Origin of the sequence: Rhizobium sp. N324 (genome assembly GCF_001664485.1) — a bacterium.
In the GTDB taxonomy this organism is placed as follows: Bacteria; Pseudomonadota; Alphaproteobacteria; order Rhizobiales; family Rhizobiaceae; genus Rhizobium.
Genome location: NZ_CP013632.1, coordinates 205,279 through 225,309 on the forward strand (window position 1 = coordinate 205,279; position 20,031 = coordinate 225,309).

Here is a 20,031-nt window from a genome sequence, read left to right on the forward strand (position 1 = left end):
TGAAAGCTTAGGCGCAACACCGCCTTTGGGTGGAGTGAGGGTGCATTAGGCGTAGCCCACCCTTCACTAGGACAGGTTGACCGCGGATGGGGCTGGATGATTGCTTGAGAGCAGCGCGCGCCACGAAGGCGACACCTGTTTTTTTTGATCTGCCGCGATCAACGGCCGCTTGTCTGTTCAAATCAGTCGGGACGGATAATGAGAGTAGATAGGCTTAGAACCGCCAGCGGGCCAACCATCAGTTGGCGGGTCATAGAATGCTGGGGCGCCGGCATATCCCTTTTTTTTCAGGCAGGCGCTTTTTTGCCTCTTATGCTGGCCGATGCGGACGGAACGCTCAGCGAATCTGCCAAATCTATACTGCGTCTTCCTTGCTTTCCTGTGTATGTATTTACAGCCGTGATCCTGATACGCAATTTTCCGCAGTTTATAACGGCGCTCAGGCGAAATCTGCTAGTTCCCCTCATGCTTGCTTTGCCGTTTTTGTCTACCCTGTGGTCAATAGCGCCGCCGACGACCTTGAGGCGCGCGATCGGCCTTTTGTTTTGCGTGCTTCTTTCCTACGTCCTGGCGATACGTTTCACGCCGAGGCAGCTGCTGTTCCTGCTATTTGTAACCCTGGGCGCCTGTATCGGTCTCAGCGTGGTTATATCAGTGGTGTCACCAAGTCTCGCCAGTATGCCGGATGGTGCGATGCGGGGCGTCTTCATTCACAAGAACGTCCTGGGTTGGTATGCGGCTCTGATGATCCTGGTGGCGACGGCCGTGCTGATCGACGGCGCGCTCGGCCTGCGGCGAACCGCATTTATATTGTTAGCGGCGGGTGTAATCTGCCTTGCAAGCTCAGGATCGATGACGGCGATCATTGCAACATCAGTGGCGTATTGCCTGATTGGCTTTTATTCCCTGCTGCAAAGAAGCAGCAGCATTGGCCGCGTCGTCATGGTCCTGTTTTTCGTTCAGCTGTCTCTCGGCATTCTGATTTCGCTGCATGAATTCCTGGTTCCGGCCCTTGAAGCGCTTGGCAAGGACGCGACATTGACCGGTCGGGTGCCGTTGTGGGAGCTGGTTGATCGCGAAATATCCGACCGTTGGTTGCTTGGCTATGGTTACCAGGCTTTCTGGACGGTCGAGAATCCAGAAGCGACGCATATGTGGTTCAAGCTCGGATGGGCGGCGCCCCACGCGCATAACGGATACCGCGATATCTTGTTGAGCTTTGGAATCATGGGAATGGTTCCGTTTGTTCTGATGGTTCCCTATGCAATCAGACAGGGCGGGTTCCTGCAATGTCATGATCCGCAGTATGGGTGGCTCTGGCTCAATGTCCTTACGATCATGATTCTGGTGATGAATCTGACCGAAAGTATTTTTTTCGTTCAGAATGACGCCATTTTCATCCTGTTTACCACGGCCATCATCATGTTTTCGCTGTACGCGCCCGTCGTTTCGATGAGCCATTCGCCACCTTGGCGGGCGCCCGCGCGTGGTCTTACGAGCGGGTTGCAGACATCATGAGACGACGTTCTGGACTGATCCTGAGCATCTTGCCTGTGATGCTCTTTCCGCAGTCCGGTAATTCGGCCTCGGTCTGGACTGAGATAGATGCGCCGGAACACCTTCAGACGCTTGTCAGGGAGGCGACGTGCGCGGAAGCTTCCGCGACGTTGGCAGCCAAGTTGAACGGGACTTCCTTAAGCGACGTATTGAACGGCAGCACGGGCGCACGGACGATATTTTACGTTTCTCCCGATGGCAATGATACCTGGAGTGGCCTTCTTCCGACCGCAAATCAGGAGGGTGGCGACGGCCCTTTCGCCAGCATTGACAGAGCCCGTGATGCTGCCCGCGAGAAAGGCGGCGCCAATACTATCGCGCTGGGTAAAGGTGATTACTACCTTACTCAGCCCGTCATCTTTGACGGCCGCGATACGGGCTTGATCCTCACAGCGAGGTGCAATGAAGCGCCGATTTTGCATGGGGGGCAACGCGTGCGCAACTTTGCGCGGCAGACCGACGGTCGGTGGACGGCGCCACTGAAATTACCGGCGGATGAAGGGGTCGGTGACCTTTTCGTCAATGGGGTCCGCCAAACGAGGGCTCGATTTCCCAACGCCCCCGCTGATGGCGATCCACGCAAGGGATGGTTGTTTGCCGCAAGGTGCGAGCCTGCCATCGACGCGCGGGAAGCAAACATGCGCTTCTGTTTCCATGCCGGCGACCTTCCGGCAATAGATGATACAAGTGGCCTGTTCGTGAACATCGTTGGAGGGTATCAGCCTGGAAGCCAGTGGGGCAATGATACGCTTCCTGTCGTATCCATCGATAGCGCAGGCCGGACGGTCCATACGAAAGGCACAGACTATTTCTTTACCGCAGAAGGCAGCCGCTATTTCCTGACCGGAGCCAAAGCCTTGCTCGATGCTCCCGGAGAGTGGTGGCACGACGCGGCCCTAGGTCAGCTTTATTATATCCCTGTCGATCAGGCCTTATCCGATTCCGTCGTTGTTGCCGGGATTCTGCCGACATTCTTCAAGTTGGACGGCGCCAATGGGATGGTTATTTCAGGGCTCGAGTTGAGAGATGGAGCCCCCGAAGGCAGCGGCAAATTCTATACGGAGACCAGAGGATTTGGCGCCATAAGAATCGAACACGCTGACGGCGTCAAGATTGTCGGCAACACGATCGAGAACGTCGGCGTCGGGGTCCATGTGACGGAAAGCAAGGATGCGTTGATTGCCGGCAATGTGATTGCTGACGTGGCTGGCAACGGGATCTACGTCGGCACAAATTATGGCACGTTCGGCAAGTCGAACGGCGCCCGGATCCTTTCAAACCATATCCATGATATCGGAAAGGTCTACATTGAAACAGCCGGAATATGGTTCCAGGCGGCTGACAATGTCAGGATCGCCGACAACCTGATCGAAAACACGGCGCAGTTCGGAATCGCCGGCGGTTCGCTGTGGGGTTCCAATGACGCCGTCTATAACGCCGTCATCGAGCACAATGCGGTCCACAATGCCAATCAGCAGACGGCGGATGGCGGCGCCATCAAGATGATGGGCGAGCAGGCCGACCCTTTGAACAGCACCATCCGCTCCAATCTCGTGACCGGGACCGGTCATCTGATGAACAGGGCCGATGGAACGTTCTGGCCTCCCGGATATGAGAATACCAGCGAATGGCCGTCTCCGATCAGCTGGGCGATCTATACGGATGGGAAGGCGAGCGGGCTGCGTATCGAAGGGAATACGCTCACGGGCAATGTCGCGGCGATCGGTATCAACGGCGGCTGGAGCAACCTGGTGGTGGGAAACGTCATCACGCACGGGTCGGGCGCGGCCTTTCGCGTCGATGACGGTACCGGCAGGGGTTGGCGTCCGCCATGGGCACGCCCTAATCGTATTGAGGAGAATGTTGTATCGGTTGACAGTGACGGCGGCATTGTCGCGTATGTCAACGCTTCCGATCTTGGGATTGGATTTGTGCAATTCGCGCGCAACCGCTACAGCGGCAACTTGAACAACAAGAGCTTCCGAATAGATCCGAGGATTATGCGTTCGGGAGAGTTTGGCAGCCTAAGAGATCTTCAGAAGGCTGGAGCGGACACCGGAAGCGTGGCCGCGCCCGACTAACAAAAGTCGCCGAGACGAGCGGTCTTCTACCGCGAAAAAGTCCGCAGCGATCTTGCCGATCCGCGAATGATCGATCGCAACCTGAAGGCCCTTGGGCGTCAGCCGAAGCCACAGCCAGATCGCTTTGAAGATCTACTGGCTCCTGTCAACCAGCGTCGGCATTTGCCGGCATTTTCGATCCGCGCATGATCGCCTCGCCCGCTCGTACGCGCCGCCCCATCTCAGGCAGGTTCTTTGCCGGCCCTTGAGATGCGTTTTCGGTCCAACCTTCAATTACTGGCGGGACTTCATTCTGATCCTGGATAGAGCGCGATCCTCCCCGGCTTTGCCGCCGAGGGCGGATATCGTCTGCGGCGCTGCGGTCATCAAAAAGAGCAACATAGCCAGCCAAGGGGTACGGAGACTTACTTCGAATATCGTACGTCATCCCGGCGTAAGACGTAAATATGAAGTCTCTTCTACGTCCAATAGCTGGAGCGGCAAGTATGGAGGCAATCGACTTGCCGAGATATTCTGATGACAGTTTCAGTCGCGAAAGCGCAGGTCATGAGAAAACAACCAGCAGGCAGCAGCCCAACTTCAGTTCTTCGTCCGGAGGGCTCTTTTGGATGGACCAATGTCCTGGGTGTTCGCGTTTCGGCCGTCAATCTCAAAAGCGCGACTGGATGTATTCAAAAAGCGATCGAAGACGGCAGGAAGGGATATGTCTGCGTTCGCGATGCACACGGCATCGTCCGATGTCAGGACGATCCCGAACTCCGGTCGATACATAACCAGGCGTTCCTCGTAACCCCCGACGGCATGCCGCTTGTTTGGGCGCTGAGACATGCTGGTCATACGGAAAGCGACAGAGTCTATGGACCGGATCTCATGTTGTCCGTTTTCGATGCCGGCGGCGCCAACGGCTTGCGCCACTTCCTTTATGGCGCAACGGCTGAAACGCTCGAACAACTGCAGGCGCGCCTTCTCGCAAAATTTCCGCAAGCGCGGATCGTCGGCTCTTATGCGCCGCCTTTTCGCAAACTGTCGACGCGGGAGGAAGCGGATATTGCCGACCGGCTCAATCGCTCGGGCGCCGATATCGTCTGGGTCGGGCTGAGCAGTCCCAAACAGGAACTCTGGATGGCGCGCATGCGCGATCGTCTGGACGCTTCGATGCTGATCGGTGTCGGAGCTGCGTTCGATTTCCATGCCGGCCTGAAGCGGCAGGCTCCGAGGTTCATTCAAAGAAGCGGCTTCGAATGGGCGTTTCGTCTTCTGTGCGAGCCGCGACGGCTGTGGCGACGCTATGCGCTCGTCGTGCCGGCCTTCATCTCATTGACGGCATTCCAGAGACTGGGACTTCGGAAGTTTCCCATCGAAGACGGCGTTTCCGGATCGAGTGCGTCGGGACAAATGCAGTAGGGGAGTAAAAGCGTCATGTCCTTATTTATGCCGTCAGCGATGACACCGGGTCCGTCGAAGGCATCCACATCAAATGACATGACATCGCGGGCGATTCCGACAGGGTCCGTGCCGCCCATAGCAGCCAAGACCGCCGATGCTTTCGTACGGGCAGGGCTGACCATGCCCGTCGCACTACAGCGCCGGCTTCCCCGGCTTGCAACGTCGTCCCTCCTGGTCGCCGGCGACATAGCAAGCTACTTGATGACCTATTTTATTCTCCTGTCCATTCTTCCCAGTGTTTCTGAGGGCACGATTGTGGAACGTGCGTTCACGGTCGCCGCACTGGCTGCGATTGTTCTTTACGCATCGGCCGGCCTCTATCCTGGATATCGGCTGCATGACCACGAACATCTGCGGCGGCGCACTAAAGCTGCCGTCAAAGCGGCAGTCCTGGCGGTATTCGGAGCAATTATCCTGCCGGCGGGGGAACCGCTGCTACTTGCCATTCTTGTGTTCCTCGGTCTCGGGCTGATTGTGCAGCCATTTGTGCATTGGCTTGTGCGAGGCCTTTGCTGGAGACTTGGAATTTGGGGGGAGCGCGCGGTTGTCATAGGGGGGCGCAATCTTGCTTCCGCGCTCGTGGCCCATTTCAACGAACACTGGCAGTACGGCATCAAACCGGAGCCCTTTTTTCCCGATAGTTTGGAAGCATTTCCCGATGGCGGGCCATGCGTAGCCGTGATTGCAGGCGACACAGGCTCGCTGGCGTCCGACTTACCGGCGATGCGTCGGAAGTTTGCCGAAGTCATTTTGCTGTCCGACACGCCGAACTTCAAGGTAAGTGGATTGCGACCTGCGGATATCGGCGGGGAGATCGGCATTCGCCTCACCACCAGAGTGAGTTCGATCAACTCGGATCCGGTTCGCCGATTCCTCGATCTGGCAATCGCCATCCCTGCAACGATCGTGGTCGCGCCATTCATCGCGATCGCAGCGGCTGCAATCTATGCCATCGATCCGGGCCCCGTCTTCTTCCGGCATGCCAGGGAAGGACGGTCCGGCAAGCCGGTGCACGTCCTGAAATTGAGGACGATGTACCAGGATGCGGAACAGCGCCTTGAAGCCCTATTCCGAGAGAACCCGGCGATGCGCGCCGAGTGGTTGAGCCACTTTAAGCTCAAGGAGGATCCGCGCGTTCTTCCGATCATAGGGCATATGCTGCGCTCTTCGAGCATCGATGAGCTCCCGCAATTGGCGAACATCATTGCGGGCGAGATGGCCTTCGTGGGACCGCGCCCATTCCCGGAATATCACCTTTCTGCGATGGACGGCGAATTTCGGGACAAGCGCCGTTCCGTCACGCCGGGGCTCACGGGCCTTTGGCAAATATCCGAACGAAGCGATGCGGATATCGAGCTGCAGCAGCAACTCGACGAGTTCTACATCGACAATCGGTCCCTGTGGTTCGACTGCCAAATTCTTCTCGGCACAATCCCTGCGGTCTTCAAGCGCAGGGGAGCCTGCTGACCATCCTCGCTTCCACGAGGCAATCATCAACAACGGAGCACACCAATGCACGGATACAAGCGAATAATGGTTACCGGCGGCACCGGGTTTCTGGGATCATTCCTGTGCGAAAGGCTTTTGCGAGAGGGTAATGACGTTCTCTGCGTGGACAATTACTATACCGGTTCGCGCGACAATGTGCTGCACCTTCTCGACGACCCACGTTTTGAAATTCTTCGCCACGACATCACCTTCCCGCTGTATGTGGAGGTCGACGAGATCTACAACCTCGCCTGCCCGGCATCTCCGGTCCACTATCAGCACGATCCCGTGCAGACCGTGAAGACCAATGTGCACGGAGCCATCAATATGCTCGGCTTGGCAAAGCGCACCAAGGCGAAGATCTTCCAGGCCTCCACCAGCGAAGTTTACGGTGATCCGGCAGTCCACCCTCAACCCGAGGAATATCGAGGCAGCGTCAATACCATAGGGCCGCGGGCATGTTACGACGAAGGCAAGCGGTGTGCCGAAACATTGTTCTTCGACTATCATCGTCAATACGGCGTGGAAATCCGGGTGGCACGGATCTTCAATACTTATGGGCCGCGCATGCAGACCAATGACGGCCGCGTCGTCTCGAACTTCATCGTTCAGGCGCTTCAAAACGAACCGATCACCATCTTCGGCAACGGCACGCAGACGCGCTCCTTCTGTTATGTGGACGATCTGATCGAGGGCTTCATCCGCCTGATGGGTGCGCCGGCCGGCGTTACGGGTCCGATCAATCTCGGTAATCCGGGAGAATTCCAGGTCCGGGAACTCGCCGAAATGGTCATTGAGATGACGGGGTCGAAATCAAGCATCGTTTACAATCCTCTGCCGATTGACGATCCGACCCAGCGCAAGCCCGACATCCGCCGCGCAACGCAGGAACTGGGCTGGCAGCCGACGGTGAACCTGCGGGAGGGACTCGAGAAAACGATCGCGTATTTCGAGTGGAAGCTTTCTGGCGGAGCCAAGAGCACGTCGGGAGTCCGACCTTCGCCGACGGCATACACTTATCCGGCAACCCCGGCCATCGGCCTTCCTGTTCAGGAAATCACACGATAGGCAAATGGACAAGATCGTCGATCAGCGCAAACCAAGGCTGGTATTCTTCCAGTGGGACCATCAGCCCAATGCTAGCGCTGCTGGTTATCTGCTGCTGCACATGCAGCAGCAGGTCAAATGCCTCGCAACGCACTTCGATGTAATCGTTATAAACCGCGACTGTGATTATGCAGAAATATGCGATCGATACGAACCGGATCTGACGCTGTTTGAAAGCGGCTACCGGTCCCACGGGTCGCAGCGGATAAAAATCAGGAACACCAATGCCCAAGTTCCGAAGCTTGGTCTTCACAACGCCGATCCATGGTGCGACCGGCGCAGCGGCTTCCTTTCCGACATGGAGCAGTGGGGCATCGAGACATATTTCTCTATTGGAACCATGACTCCTGAATACATGCCGGAGCTCAAGGATAGTTTATTCGTCTGGCCAAACTTCGTCGACCCCGAAGTCTATCACGACTATGGGCAGCGGAAGATAATACCGGTCACGCTCACGGGCCAAGTCTATGGCCTTTACCCTTGGCGCCAGAATGTCTTTCCAATAATCCGCGACCGCTATCCCTGCCTGGTCTCGCCGCAACACACCTATGAGAGCAAGCTTGCCTCCCAGTTGTTGTCGGGAGAAGCCTATGCGCGCGTTCTCAATGCGAGCTTCGTGGTCCCCACGTGTGGCACCGCGGGAGGCGAGGTCGTGCGGAAGCACTTCGAGATCCCCGGGGCAAACGCCTGTCTTTTGACGGAACGAACGCCAGCGGTTGAGGCCGCTGGCTTTTCCGACATGGAAAACTGCGTCTTTGCCGACCAGCACAATGTGGTTGAACGACTAGAATACCTCTTTGCTAATCCCGACGATATAAATCGTATCGCGACAGCCGGCTACAATTTGGTCCACTCGCGTCACACGCTGAACCACAGAGCGCAAATATATCAATGGTTCATTTTGAACAGAAGCCTAAAACCCGGTGAAAAAATCGTCCAGCCGGGGCCGTTCGCCGATCTAATAAAGGTCGAACGTATCTCACAGAGAGGGAGCATCCACGTCGTTGGTGAGGCGGGCGATCGCGCTTTGTTGAAGCAGGGCGATTTGTGTCTTGAGCAGGGCAGGGTTGAGGAGGCCAAGAACTTTTATGTCCGCTGCCTCGACTATGTGTCTTACCTGCCCGAAGCCAAACTCCGTCTTGCCATCTGCGCGTTGCGTGACGGCGAAGCTGATCGCGCCTATGACCTTTTGGCGAACTTAGTCAAGATTACGACGATCGACTATGGAGCGACCGACCCGGATCCAGTCGAATGGGCATATTTTCTCCTTGCTTTAGTCTGCAAAGGGAACCTTGAGCAGGCGCGGAGGCTGCGCCACTTTTATCCAACTCTGTCCCATGAGGAACTCAGGCGCGTGTGTCTTATGCTCGAACAACTGTGTCGAGAAAGCAATCGGCCTGTCCCGGAGCGGCAATCCAGTGATCGAAAAAGCATTCACCAGCTTCCTAAGCGGGACGATCATGAATGGCTTTTATGGGTTGCCGATATTCTTGAGCGTTGTCAAAAGTCAGATCTTGCTAGCGCTCTTCGTTATGTGCCACTTCCCGTGAAGAAAACGCGCGAGCGTGAGGCAGCTTCACGCGTCAAACTTAATCTTGGTTGGCGCGCGCGATTTTATCTGGGCATTGATGCGCTATTGATCAAAATGCGTCTGAACAAGTTGAGACCGAACGTGCCGCCCCTGCCGGAGTTCGAATATCTTGGGCGCCTTGCGCGCGGTCTGGTTCCCCGCTCCCAAAGAGGTAAGTTGCGCAGGATCCGAATGGTGCTCTCCAAGCCTACGTTTGGACGTTAGCAATTGCCACATGTATGCGAGACCTTAACAACCGAAGGCGCTCATCACAATTTCCGCAGATTTGGGCGGCTGCCCCAAGAGGTGCCGGGGCACGAGACCGGCTGCGTCGGTGGCCGACTTACGACGCGGCCACCGACGAGAAGTTAAAGCGAACCCGGCTGTGTAGTGAAGAAATAACTTGCCGACACAACCGTGTCAGCACGACGTGTTATTCACGCTCATGCCGGAACAGTACTTTGGAACAAGTCGTTAAGCTTGAACACAACCTCTGTCCTGTTCGTTGCCTTGACCTTTTTCATGATATTGCGGACATGCACCTTGACGGTGCTTTCCCGCAGATTGAGCTCATAGGCAATGATCTTGTTCGCCTTGCCGCGCCGCAGTGCCGCTACGACTTCGGCCTGGCGATCGGTGAATATCCCGGCTAGCGGGTGCGCTGTCGGGTTGTTCGACTGCAGCAAGTGACGCATGGCGAACAGGGCGCTTGCGGGCACGAAAAGCCCTCCTGCTACCGAGAGCGCAATCAGCTCCATGCAGACGCTGATGCTGACGCTGGCAGGTATGTAACCCTTGGCGCCGTAGTCGATCGCCCTGACGATCTGAGCGAAGTCGTCACTATCAGACAAAATAATGACCGGTGTCGACACGAATTCCGACGAAAGGCTCTTGATCTGCTCCGAAACGGCAGGGTCGTCGACCGTCTTGCCGCCGACGTTCAGGAGTATTGCCGAAAGCGGAGGATATTCTTCGCGCTTCTGCTTCCACTCTTCAATCGATCCGAACGCCAGAATCGCGAAATCTGCCGTATGGGCGGCCATGCATTGCGCAAGGCAGTGCCGATCGAGTTCCCTCTTGTCGAGAATGACAAGTGAGTGCTTTGACTTTGACGGTCGGGCAAACGCCGTCGAACTCTCTTCCATCTCCAACGGAAGAGATACGTTTTCCTGCCTGTGGTTTATATTTATTGTATCCAAAGCCCTATCCTCCCAGCCTTTTTTTACGCGGTACTTCAAAGTCGAACATCAAACTCCTCTGTGAATATCGGAGTTTAATTACCAGAAGTGCTAATTTAATACCACAGTTCCGAGGATGTTAAACTAATTAATAGTGGTTACCCCAACACATAAGTTCCATAGAGAGATACAAATGGTTACATCGTTGAAACTGATCAGCATGTGTCTAATTCATTTGTATGTCGATCGATGAAGTTGCTACATATATTCATTCTAGCTCGCTAAACCCATGTAAACTATGCCCGTCCTCGGCGTGGAGGACCAGGATCGATCGGCGCGTGACCTGTCGCTGCTGATGATCGATGGCACAGACGTTCGCATGCGATCGTCATCCAATTTTCGTAAGCAGATACGCCTTTAGGTGAATGAGCTTCACCGTTTTGTTTCTTTACTCAGAAGAAGAAAACAATTCTTTTTGAAGGGGAAGAAATATTTGCTCTGATGAAACGAAATCTTGGATCCATTCTTGCGATTGCCGGTTTCACCCACATCAGGGTTGTTGAAGAGTAGGGGGCGAGTTGGGATGATTGCATCGAACGTCAACCTGGGTGACGGCTGCGTAATCCACCATCGAGATCTTGTGAATCTCTACGGCTGTACAATCGGCGCCGGAACACGCATCGGCACCTTCGTTGAAATCCAGAAAAACGTCCTCGTCGGAAAAGACTGCAAGATCTCCAGCCATTCCTTCCTCTGTGAAGGCGTGACGCTGGAAGACGGCGTCTTTATCGGCCACGGGGTCATGTTCACCAATGATACCTATCCGCGCGCCGTCAATTCGGACGGCAGTCTGCAGACGGAGGCGGACTGGGTCGTCATCCCCACTCTGGTCAAGCGCCATGCGTCGATCGGCAGCAACGCCACCATTCTGCCTGGCGTGACCATCGGAGTGGCCGCCCAAGTCGGCGCCGGCGCGGTTGTAACGAAGGATGTGCCTGACGGCGCCATTGTTGCCGGCGTTCCGGCGAGAATCACCGGTCGCGTTCATGACCGGTCAGTTGACATGCAAGCGTTGGGAGGAATGCGATGATCGGCATTGCTGTTGTTGGGTATGGGTATTGGGGTCCGAACCTGGTTCGTAACATTTCGGAAGCGGCCGGCGCGCAGCTCCTTTCAGTCTGTGATCTGAATGTCGAACGGTTGGCGGCTGTGAAAAGCCGGTATCCCGCGGTAACGATCACCGACAATTTCGAGGAGGTTCTGCGCGATCCGGGAGTGGATGCGATCGCCATCGCAACGCCGGTCTCGACGCATTTCAAGCTCGCAATGCAGGCGATGATGGCCGGAAAGCATGTCTTCGTCGAAAAGCCGATGGCATCGACGACGGAGGAAGCAGCGCGGATGGTCGAGGAGGCCGCGCGCAGACGCCTGGTGCTGGCCGTGGATCATACCTTCGTCCACACCGGCGCCGTCCGCAAGATGCGCGAGCTGGTCGAAAGCGGCTTGGGCGACATGTATTACTACGACTCGGTGCGGGTCAATCTGGGGCTCTTCCAGCACGATGTCAGCGTCATCTGGGACCTCGCGGTGCATGACCTGTCCATCCTGGACCACGTCGTGCAGGAAAGACCGGTGGCTGTTTCTGCGACGGGCATGAGCCATGTGCTCGGCGAGCCGGAGAACATCGCCTATCTGACGCTGTTTTTCGAAAGCAAGCTCATCGCCCACATCCACGTCAACTGGCTGGCGCCGGTCAAGGTGCGCCGCACACTGATCGGCGGCAGCAACAAGATGGTCGTCTACGATGATCTGGAGCCTAGCGAAAAGATCAAGGTTTACGACAAGGGCATCACGCTGAACCCGAATTCCCAGGCCTACGGGGAGAAGGTGCATCAGATGATGGTCGGCTATCGCAGCGGCGACATGTGGGCGCCCAAGCTTGATATGACCGAGGCTTTGAAACGCGAGCTGGATCAGTTCGTCGATTGCATCGAGCAAAATACGCGGCCGATTACCGACGGCCAGGCCGGGCTGCGTGTCGTTCGCATCCTTGAAGCCGCAAGCCGGTCGCTCGCCCAGCGCGGTCGCATCATCGAACTCGAAGAGGCGAGGCTCATTGCATGATCCCGTTCCTCGACCTCAAAGCACAATATAATTCCATCAAGAGCGAAATCGACGCCGCCGTACTCGGCGTGCTGGCCTCGGGGCAATATATACTGGGCGAGGAGGTCGCCCGCCTTGAGCAGGAATTCGCGGACTATTGCAACGTCAAACATGCGATAGCCGTCAACACCGGGACGAGTGCCCTGCATCTGTCGCTGCTTGCGGCAGGCGTCGGCCCCGGCGATGAAGTCATCACCGTGCCGTTTACCTTCGTCGCCACCGTATCGGCGATCTGCTACGCAGGTGCACGACCGGTATTCGTCGATGTCGAGCCCGTGACGCTCACCATGGATCCGGCGCAGCTCGAGGCAAAGATCACACCCCGAACCAAGGCCATTGTTCCCGTCCATCTCTACGGTCAGATGGCCGATATGGACGCGATCAAGACGATTGCCGACCACTACCGGATACCGGTCATCGAGGACGCCTGCCAGGCGCACGGGGCGCAATACAAAGGCGCCCGCGCCGGCAGCATCGGCGAATCCGGCTGCTTCAGCTTCTATCCCGGCAAGAACCTCGGCGCCTGCGGCGAGGGGGGTATCGTCGTCACCAACAGCGACGATCAGGCCAAGACGATGCGCATGCTGCGCGACTGGGGTCAGGAACAGCGTTATCACCATCTGCTGAAGGGCTTCAACTACCGTATGGATGCCATTCAAGGCGCGATCCTGCGCATCAAGCTCCGGCATCTCGAAGCCTGGACCGAGGCGCGGCGCGCCCATGGCCGCCGCTACTCCTTGCTGCTTGGGGGGGCGGCGCATTTGACGACGCCCGTCGAGAAAGCCGACCGGCGCCACGTCTACCACGTCTATGCCATCAGAAGCCGCGATCGCGACGAGCTTCAGCGCGTGTTGAGCGCGGAGGGCATTCAATCCGGGCTGCACTATCCGATCCCCGTTCACCTGCAGAAGGCTCATGCCGACCTCGGTTACAAGGCCGGCGATTTCCCTGTCTCGGAAGCCGCCGCACGGGAGGTGCTGTCGCTTCCGATCTATCCCGAGATGCCCGCGTGGCACGTCGATCAGGTGGCCGCAGCGCTGGAATACGCCTATGTCGACTAATCCTACGGGCGGGGCCCGGATCGTGCCGGCGGTCCACGGCCGTCATGTAAGGCCGGCAGATCCTGCCTACCAGGCCGGGCTAGCCGAAGAGCTCAGACAATCCTATGGGCGCGCCGGCCTGATCGAACTCTACGGGCGCTTCGCGACGGGGGATGGTGTCGTCGACACCCTGATGCGCAAGGCCATCTGGCAAGCGATCACGCGGAGCTGCGGCACGGGATTGCAGGTCGCAGGCGGCGCCGGCTTCAAACATCCGGAGACGTTCGACATCGGCAATGGCGTGTTCATCGGTGCTCAGGCCTATATCCAGGGACGTTTCGACGGCCGATGCACGATCGGCGACAATGTCTGGATCGGGCCGATGGCCTATTTCGACGCTCGCGATCTGGTGATCGAGGATTCTGTCGGGTGGGGACCTGGCGCCAAGGTGCTTGGCTCGACCCACACGGCACTGCCGGTGGATGTGCCGATCATTCGCACGGATCTTGAAATCAAGCCGGTCCGTATCGGCGCATGGGCCGACATCGGCACCAACGCCACAATCCTGCCCGGTGTGACCATCGGGAAAGGCGCGATCGTCGGTGCGGGCGCCGTTGTCGTCTCGGATGTCGAGCCGTTTTCAGTTGTCGCCGGTGTGCCGGCGAAGTTCATACGCTGGCGCACGGAAGCCGATCCTGTGCTTGATATATCGCATGGAGGAAGATCGTGAGAAATCAACGGGTGCTCATTACCGGCGGAGCCGGACTGATCGGGTCGCATATTGCCGATCTCGTCGCATTGGAAAAACCGCGTGAGATCATCATCCTCGACAACTTCGTGCGCGGACGCAGGGATAATCTCAGCACGGCAATAGCCAGTGGGCTCGTTAACATCGTCGAGGGAGATATCCGCGACAGAGCACTTCTGGCAAAAGTCTTCGAAGGCGTCGACGTCGTGTTTCATCAGGCCGCCATTCGCATCACGCAATGTGCGGAAGAGCCACGACTGGCCTTTGACGTCCTTGCGGAGGGCACGTTCAACGTTCTCGAATCTGCCGTCAAGGCAGGTGTCTCGAAGGTGGTCGCTGCTTCCTCGGCTTCCGTTCTGGGACTCGCCGAAAGTTTCCCGACGACCGAGCAGCATCACCCCTACAATAACCGGACGATTTACGGCGCTGCCAAGACGTTCAACGAGGGTTTGCTGCGCAGCTTTGCGGAAATGTATGGCCTGCGCTATGTCGCGCTGCGTTATTTCAACGTTTACGGGCCACGAATGGACGTTTACGGCGCCTATACCGAAGTTCTGATCCGTTGGATGGAGCGTCTGGTGGCGGGAATGCCGCCTCTCATCTATGGGGACGGTAGCCAGACGATGGACTTTGTCGATGCACGCGACATCGCCCGCGCAAACATCTTGGCTGCGAAAAGCGATGTCACGGACGAAGTGTTCAACGTTGCGAGCGGCACGGAAATAAGCCTGCTGGAACTCGCCAAGATGCTGAGCGACATTATGGGTTCTTCACTTGAGCCGCAGCACAAGGAGGCCCGCACGGTCAACGGCGTAACTCGCCGACTTGCCGATATCAGCAAGGCCGAGCGGCTCCTCGGCTTCAAGGCGGAGATCTCCATGGAGCAAGGGCTTCGTGATCTCGTTGCCTGGTGGCAAATGCAGACCGACGCAGGGGGGCAGGCAGCATGAGTTCATCTCAATCTACAATTCCGGCGACAATCCCGGTCGCCAAACCCGTCCTCGGAGAGGAGGAAGCCGAGGCTGCGCGCCGCGTTATTCTGTCGGGATGGGTGACGCAGGGGCCGGAGGTCGCGGCTTTCGAGCGCGAATTCGCTGCCTTTGTCGGCGCCGCGCATGCTTGCGCCATGTCCAACTGCACAACGGCGTTGCATCTGGCGCTGAAGGCGGTCGGTGTATCGGCGGGCGATGAAGTCGTCACGGTCAGTCATTCTTTCATCGCGACCGCAAACGCGGTTCGATACTGCGATGCGGTGCCCGTTTTCGTCGATATAGAAGAAGATGGCTACAACATCGAAGCCGGTCTGATCGAAAGGGCGATCACGCCCCGCACGAAGGCAATTCTCTGCGTGCATCAGCTCGGCATGCCGTGCGATCTCCGCGCCATCGTGGAGGTCGGCAAGCGCCATCAGATACCGGTGATCGAGGATGCAGCCTGTGCGACGGGAAGTGAAATCCTGTGGGACGGGCGTTGGGAAAAGATCGGCAAAGCGCATGGCGACATAGCGTGCTTCTCCTTCCACCCCAGGAAGGTCGTCACGACGGGCGATGGCGGCATGCTGACGACGGCCAATCCCGAATATGACCGGAAATTCCGGCTCTGGCGCCAGCACGGCATGAGCGTCACCGATGCCGTTCGTCACGGCTCGAAGCAAGTCATCTTCGAAGACTATGACGAGTTGGGTTACAATTACCGGATGACCGATCTTCAGGCGGCCGTCGGGCGCGAGCAGTTGCGGCGGCTGCCGGAGTTGGTTGCGCAGCGCAGGCTGCTTGCCGAGCAATATTGCGAACGTCTGCAGACGATTGCCGGGCTTTCTCTGCCGGCCGAACCGCGCTGGGCTCGCAGCAACTGGCAGAGCTTCTGCGTGAGATTGCCCGATACGGTCGACCAGCGGGCGGTCATGCAGACCCTGCTCGATCAGGGCATATCGACCCGGCGCGGTGTGATGAACATTCATCTGGAGGGAGCCTATTCAGCCGAGCGCTCCTACCGCGCCGCCACGAGCCTGACGCGAAGCGTATCTGCGCAGCAGCAAACGATCATCCTGCCGCTTTATGCCCAGATGACGGTGTCTGACATGGATCGGGTTGTCGAGGCACTTCGCGCAGCCCTTGCGGACGCGACCGTCGAAGCCGTCAGCGTGCAACGGGCCAGGGATGTCGCTGTCGCCTGAACCCGCATTTGCCTGACGTAACAAAGCAGCAAAATGAACAATGCGCGTATCTTCGGATGCGCGCATTGTTCGTTATGCTGATTTCGTGATCCATCCTCTGGCAATTGCGGGCACCGATTCCGGTGGAAGCAGTTCGATCAACATGCGCAGCGAGTAAAGTCCGGTGACGACGACGGCGACGCAGCCAATCACGATCGCCGACCATGGCGGCAAGAACAAAAAGGCCGAGACGACCAATCCCGATGCAGGCAGGAAGAGAAGCGCGTGCCTGCGATTGGCCGGTGACCAGCGAAAGTCGGTAAGGCGACGCACGATCACGTAAATCAGAATACTATGCCAAACGTAGAGGCCGAAGAACGCAATGCCGGCGCCTGGCGTGCCGAACTTTGATACGAAGAACCACGCCAGCCCGACATGTACCACCGTTGCGGCGACCTCCGTCCAGAAGAAGATCATCTGCGCACCCTTCGCCAGGACGATGAAACCCATCGGCCAAGCGACGATCCGAAGTATCATTCCAAGGCAGATCCAGCGCAGAAGCTCCACGGCCCCATCAAACGCTGCCGAATAGAACAAACTCATCACGAGTGGCGCCAGCGTCAGGGTGGCAAGCAGGCCAGGGCCAGCCAGCAGCAAGCTGATTTCCGCCTGCTCATTGACCAGTCGGTTGCACTCGGCATCGTTGTCTGCGGTTGCAGTCAAGCGCGGATAAAAGTCCGTTCCCATCGCCTGAAGGATGAACCCGGCATATAGCCCCCCAAGCGCCCAGGCCGCCTGATATAATCCCGCCGCTACGACGCCTCCTTCATTGAGCACGATAAGGCGGATGGCATAGGCTGCGCCGAAGGTCAGGAGTCCACTTGCCATGAAAGCGATTCCAAGTCTGAGCAGCGCTTTGGCTTCCCGACCAAACTGGCGCATCGACATTGGCGGTGGGCACGTGGATATTTGTTTGCTGTACCACCAGGTGGGGAGAAGCGAGACGGCGGCGATGGCCACAAGAGAGGGTGCGATCGCCCGCTCGCCGAACAGATAGATGAGCGGGATGCTGATTGCCGTCCCGAAGAGGCCTGAAAGCACGTTGATGCGGGCAAGATTTGCAATCCCTCGCAAGCCCTGGATCAACGCGGCCTGCCCGGCAGACACGAGCCGGAAGAATACCGCCAGCGACAGCAGCACGATGCCGCCGGTATGCTGGTAGTCGCCGAAGGTGAAATTCGACACCGGAAACGCCAGCGCCGCAAGCAAAAGCGCGCCAAGCAACCCGAGCACCAGCGAGATGCGCCTGAGCGCTGTCGCTGACCGCGCGATCTTCTCTTCGTCGCCGGCGCCCGCCGCTTCGGCGACCCGGCGCACACCGCTGCTGCTCACGCCCAGACCAGCTATCGCTTGCGCGATATCGAGGATCGCCCCGTAAAGGCCGAGGAGCCCCACGCCTTCAGGACCGAGCAAAAGGGCGAGTGCCTTATTGCGAATGATGCTCAGGGCGACATTTACCAGCGAGGAACCGCCCATCAGCATCGTCGACTTGAGGATTTGGGTATAAGTCTGGCCGCTGGGAGGAATCATGCGTAACGTCATCGCTGGGCCCCAGCCGTGTGGTTCGGTTCGGGCCGGCCCAAATCAACGGCGACTTCTTCCAGGCAGAGCGCCTGCGGGTCTTGATCTCGCTCGAACGCCTGCTCCGTGTATGTCGAGAACAAGTGCACGTCGCGGGTCACTGGACGGCTCGATCTGCGAGCGTTTGGGTTTCGAAAGACGGCCCCGTGTCGGCCTGAGGCGCATTCTCCAGAATGCGCGGCTGAATGACTCTCACCACGTCGCCCGGTGCCAGGACCGTCGTTTCCGAGGCTTCGAGCTGATTGATTTGTCCATCGCTTCGACGGGTCACGCTGAAGGTAAGCGGGAGGTCATCGACGAGACTTTTAACGCCGTCATTGCTCCCAAGGTCCGTGATGAGCAGCTTCTGCAGTGTTTCGCGCTTCAGCTTGAATTGATCGAGACTTGCCCGTTCGGACTGTGCTTCGGTCGCCACTTCGCTCCGGCGTGCGTCGTACAGTCCCTCGAGGTTGCGCGTGGTTTCGCTGACCGCCTGACGGCCGCGCATGACGGCGGTGACTAGGTCGAGTTTGTCGGAGCGGTAAGTCGTCAGCAACCGCTCCAGATCCATCTGCCTTGACGAGATCGTCAGGCCTTTCTGGACCAAGGACTTGACGCTGACCAATTGGTCCTCGACGGATTTGATATTGTCGTCTGCGCCAGTCAGTTTCTCTTCCAACGTCGATATCTCAGTGGTCAAAAGATCGCGCAATTCGGTGAAAGCTCTTGCCTGCCTCTCCAATGCATTGGCGCGAGCCCGAAAGATAATTCTTTCCTCGTTGTATATGCCGGCAGCAAACTGCTGATCGGCGCCCGTCGCCGGATCGAAGATAATCTCGTTCGCTCCATTCATTTCGGTCTGGAGCCGCGCCAGCCTCGCGGTACTGCGCAGAATCGAGTGATCGATCTCGCGCAATTCTCCGACGATCTGGATCGAATGCGTTTCCTGCTGTTCCTTGGCGCGACGCGGTCCGCCGCTCATTGCGAGCGATTGCAGGACGGTCAATCCGGGGCGGAAACTGTATTGCCCAGGCGTGGTCACGTCTCCCACGACGTAGATTGGAGGGTATTCGAGAATTTCGATGCTGACCGACGGCGCCTGAACCAAACCGATCTTCTCCTGCAAGCGCTTGCCGATCTCGTTTGTGAGGTCGATGTCTTTCAGATTGCCCACGGAAAGGGTTCCAATGAACGGCAAGGAGACCGAGCCGTCATCGGCGACCCTGTATTCGCCGCCAAGCGCATCCCATCGTTCATACTGGCCCCTGGACTGCACCCACTGGACGATCGTCAGGCGGATTTTCGTTTGTGGCGCCAAGGACGTGCTGTCGGCGAGAGCTGGCGGCGCGGCTGCGGCCAGAAAGACGAGTGCGCTGATGGCAAACGTCGCGCGAAGGAACGGGCGGGGGGCGCGGTGCGATGAATTCATGTACATATCTCGCCTGCAAAACACCCTTAAACGGATGCCAGTCCAATGCCTTGACGCTGTTCGGCAGCCGGACGACAGGCCCGGAGCCGCATCGCTAGTGTGCAGTCTGGCGAAGCCTTGAGAAAGGTGGAGGCCGTTTGCTTTGCCTCATCATTATTGATGAGGTGGGAGAGGGGCTTCAACCCGATCGAGCAGGAGCCCATATCCCGCGCGGCGCAGAGTTATCATCCCGGAAGATCAAAGGTTTGCACCGAAGAATAGGCACGCCGACCGAGAAGGACGGCGACCGGCTGCCGGCGGTAGTGCGCTGGCGCCAGATCGAAGATGCCGCGATTCCAACAGGCTTTTCTATCGCTCGAACGGTCCAGCGCGCGGCTTTCTGTCGCGGCAAAACAGCCGCTTGCCCAAAGGATGCAGCCTGTAGAGCGAAAGGCGTAATGATATACTCT

Annotated in this window: 15 protein-coding genes; 12 read left to right on the top strand and 3 right to left on the bottom strand. The window is 57.8% G+C overall.

Annotation, left to right across the window (positions count from 1 at the left end):
* The first annotated feature begins 198 nt into the window (after positions 1 to 198).
* The 6 genes from AMK05_RS24735 (at position 199) to AMK05_RS24760 (ending at position 9,474) form a co-directional block, all read left to right on the top strand.
* Complete coding sequence (locus tag AMK05_RS24735; RefSeq protein ID WP_064841944.1) at positions 199 to 1,518, top strand: O-antigen ligase family protein; 1,320 nt, start codon at positions 199 to 201, stop codon at positions 1,516 to 1,518.
* On the top strand, positions 1,515 to 3,638 hold the full coding sequence (locus tag AMK05_RS24740; protein WP_064841945.1) for a right-handed parallel beta-helix repeat-containing protein: 2,124 nt from the start codon (positions 1,515 to 1,517) through the stop codon (positions 3,636 to 3,638). The genes AMK05_RS24735 and AMK05_RS24740 overlap by 4 nt, the downstream gene beginning before the upstream one ends.
* Before the next feature lie 546 nt (positions 3,639 to 4,184).
* A complete protein-coding gene (locus AMK05_RS24745) occupies positions 4,185 to 5,042 on the top strand; it encodes a WecB/TagA/CpsF family glycosyltransferase (protein ID WP_064842306.1) in 858 nt (285 codons plus the stop codon).
* Between the two features lie 15 nt (positions 5,043 to 5,057).
* A complete protein-coding gene (locus tag AMK05_RS24750; RefSeq protein ID WP_064841946.1) occupies positions 5,058 to 6,551 on the top strand; it encodes a sugar transferase in 1,494 nt (497 codons plus the stop codon).
* Between the two features lie 45 nt (positions 6,552 to 6,596).
* The gene (locus AMK05_RS24755) at positions 6,597 to 7,640 is read left to right on the top strand and encodes a UDP-glucuronic acid decarboxylase family protein (RefSeq protein ID WP_064841947.1); all 1,044 of its coding nucleotides are present in this window, start codon (positions 6,597 to 6,599) and stop codon (positions 7,638 to 7,640) included.
* 4 nt (positions 7,641 to 7,644) lie between these two features.
* Positions 7,645 to 9,474, top strand: coding sequence for a glycosyltransferase (locus tag AMK05_RS24760; RefSeq protein WP_064841948.1), 1,830 nt, complete (start codon positions 7,645 to 7,647; stop codon positions 9,472 to 9,474).
* A gap of 218 nt (positions 9,475 to 9,692) precedes the next feature.
* On the opposite strand, the gene AMK05_RS24765 is transcribed toward AMK05_RS24760, so the two are convergent.
* Complete coding sequence (locus AMK05_RS24765; protein WP_064841949.1) at positions 9,693 to 10,448, bottom strand: response regulator transcription factor; 756 nt, start codon at positions 10,446 to 10,448, stop codon at positions 9,693 to 9,695.
* Between the two features lie 562 nt (positions 10,449 to 11,010).
* On the opposite strand from AMK05_RS24765, the gene AMK05_RS24770 reads away from it, so the two are divergent.
* Genes AMK05_RS24770 through AMK05_RS24795 form a run of 6 tightly spaced genes read left to right on the top strand, consistent with a single transcriptional unit; the run spans position 11,011 to position 16,554 of the window.
* Positions 11,011 to 11,517: an acyltransferase gene (locus AMK05_RS24770; protein ID WP_064841950.1), complete on the top strand. Its 507-nt coding sequence runs from the start codon at positions 11,011 to 11,013 to the stop codon at positions 11,515 to 11,517.
* Positions 11,514 to 12,551: a Gfo/Idh/MocA family protein gene (locus AMK05_RS24775; protein ID WP_064841951.1), complete on the top strand. Its 1,038-nt coding sequence runs from the start codon at positions 11,514 to 11,516 to the stop codon at positions 12,549 to 12,551. The genes AMK05_RS24770 and AMK05_RS24775 overlap by 4 nt, the downstream gene beginning before the upstream one ends.
* Complete coding sequence (locus tag AMK05_RS24780; RefSeq protein WP_064841952.1) at positions 12,548 to 13,651, top strand: DegT/DnrJ/EryC1/StrS family aminotransferase; 1,104 nt, start codon at positions 12,548 to 12,550, stop codon at positions 13,649 to 13,651. The genes AMK05_RS24775 and AMK05_RS24780 overlap by 4 nt, the downstream gene beginning before the upstream one ends.
* Positions 13,641 to 14,360, top strand: a complete 720-nt coding sequence (locus AMK05_RS24785) for an acyltransferase (protein ID WP_064841953.1) — start codon at positions 13,641 to 13,643, stop codon at positions 14,358 to 14,360. The genes AMK05_RS24780 and AMK05_RS24785 overlap by 11 nt, the downstream gene beginning before the upstream one ends.
* Positions 14,357 to 15,328, top strand: a complete 972-nt coding sequence (locus AMK05_RS24790) for an NAD-dependent epimerase/dehydratase family protein (RefSeq protein ID WP_064841954.1) — start codon at positions 14,357 to 14,359, stop codon at positions 15,326 to 15,328. The genes AMK05_RS24785 and AMK05_RS24790 overlap by 4 nt, the downstream gene beginning before the upstream one ends.
* Positions 15,325 to 16,554, top strand: a complete 1,230-nt coding sequence (locus AMK05_RS24795; RefSeq protein WP_064841955.1) for a DegT/DnrJ/EryC1/StrS family aminotransferase — start codon at positions 15,325 to 15,327, stop codon at positions 16,552 to 16,554. The genes AMK05_RS24790 and AMK05_RS24795 overlap by 4 nt, the downstream gene beginning before the upstream one ends.
* Before the next feature lie 72 nt (positions 16,555 to 16,626).
* On the opposite strand, the gene AMK05_RS24800 is transcribed toward AMK05_RS24795, so the two are convergent.
* Together AMK05_RS24800 and AMK05_RS24805 are read right to left on the bottom strand one after the other, a co-directional pair.
* On the bottom strand, positions 16,627 to 18,135 hold the full coding sequence (locus tag AMK05_RS24800; protein ID WP_064841956.1) for an O-antigen translocase: 1,509 nt from the start codon (positions 18,133 to 18,135) through the stop codon (positions 16,627 to 16,629).
* Between the two features lie 136 nt (positions 18,136 to 18,271).
* Positions 18,272 to 19,588, bottom strand: a complete 1,317-nt coding sequence (locus tag AMK05_RS24805) for a polysaccharide biosynthesis/export family protein (protein WP_064841957.1) — start codon at positions 19,586 to 19,588, stop codon at positions 18,272 to 18,274.
* Between the last annotated feature and the right edge of the window lie 443 nt (positions 19,589 to 20,031).

Excerpts from the sequence above, each read along its gene's own strand:
- AMK05_RS24735 (WP_064841944.1), top strand. The coding sequence starts at position 199 with ATGAGAGTAGATAGGCTTAGAACCGCCAGCGGGCCAACCATCAGTTGG.
- AMK05_RS24740 (WP_064841945.1), top strand. The coding sequence starts at position 1,515 with ATGAGACGACGTTCTGGACTGATCCTGAGCATCTTGCCTGTGATGCTC.
- AMK05_RS24745 (WP_064842306.1), top strand. The coding sequence starts at position 4,185 with ATGAGAAAACAACCAGCAGGCAGCAGCCCAACTTCAGTTCTTCGTCCG.
- AMK05_RS24750 (WP_064841946.1), top strand. The coding sequence starts at position 5,058 with ATGTCCTTATTTATGCCGTCAGCGATGACACCGGGTCCGTCGAAGGCA.
- AMK05_RS24755 (WP_064841947.1), top strand. The coding sequence starts at position 6,597 with ATGCACGGATACAAGCGAATAATGGTTACCGGCGGCACCGGGTTTCTG.
- AMK05_RS24760 (WP_064841948.1), top strand. The coding sequence starts at position 7,645 with ATGGACAAGATCGTCGATCAGCGCAAACCAAGGCTGGTATTCTTCCAG.
- AMK05_RS24770 (WP_064841950.1), top strand. The coding sequence starts at position 11,011 with ATGATTGCATCGAACGTCAACCTGGGTGACGGCTGCGTAATCCACCAT.
- AMK05_RS24775 (WP_064841951.1), top strand. The coding sequence starts at position 11,514 with ATGATCGGCATTGCTGTTGTTGGGTATGGGTATTGGGGTCCGAACCTG.
- AMK05_RS24780 (WP_064841952.1), top strand. The coding sequence starts at position 12,548 with ATGATCCCGTTCCTCGACCTCAAAGCACAATATAATTCCATCAAGAGC.
- AMK05_RS24785 (WP_064841953.1), top strand. The coding sequence starts at position 13,641 with ATGTCGACTAATCCTACGGGCGGGGCCCGGATCGTGCCGGCGGTCCAC.
- AMK05_RS24795 (WP_064841955.1), top strand. The coding sequence starts at position 15,325 with ATGAGTTCATCTCAATCTACAATTCCGGCGACAATCCCGGTCGCCAAA.
- AMK05_RS24800 (WP_064841956.1), bottom strand. The coding sequence starts at position 18,135 with ATGACGTTACGCATGATTCCTCCCAGCGGCCAGACTTATACCCAAATC.
- AMK05_RS24805 (WP_064841957.1), bottom strand. The coding sequence starts at position 19,588 with ATGTACATGAATTCATCGCACCGCGCCCCCCGCCCGTTCCTTCGCGCG.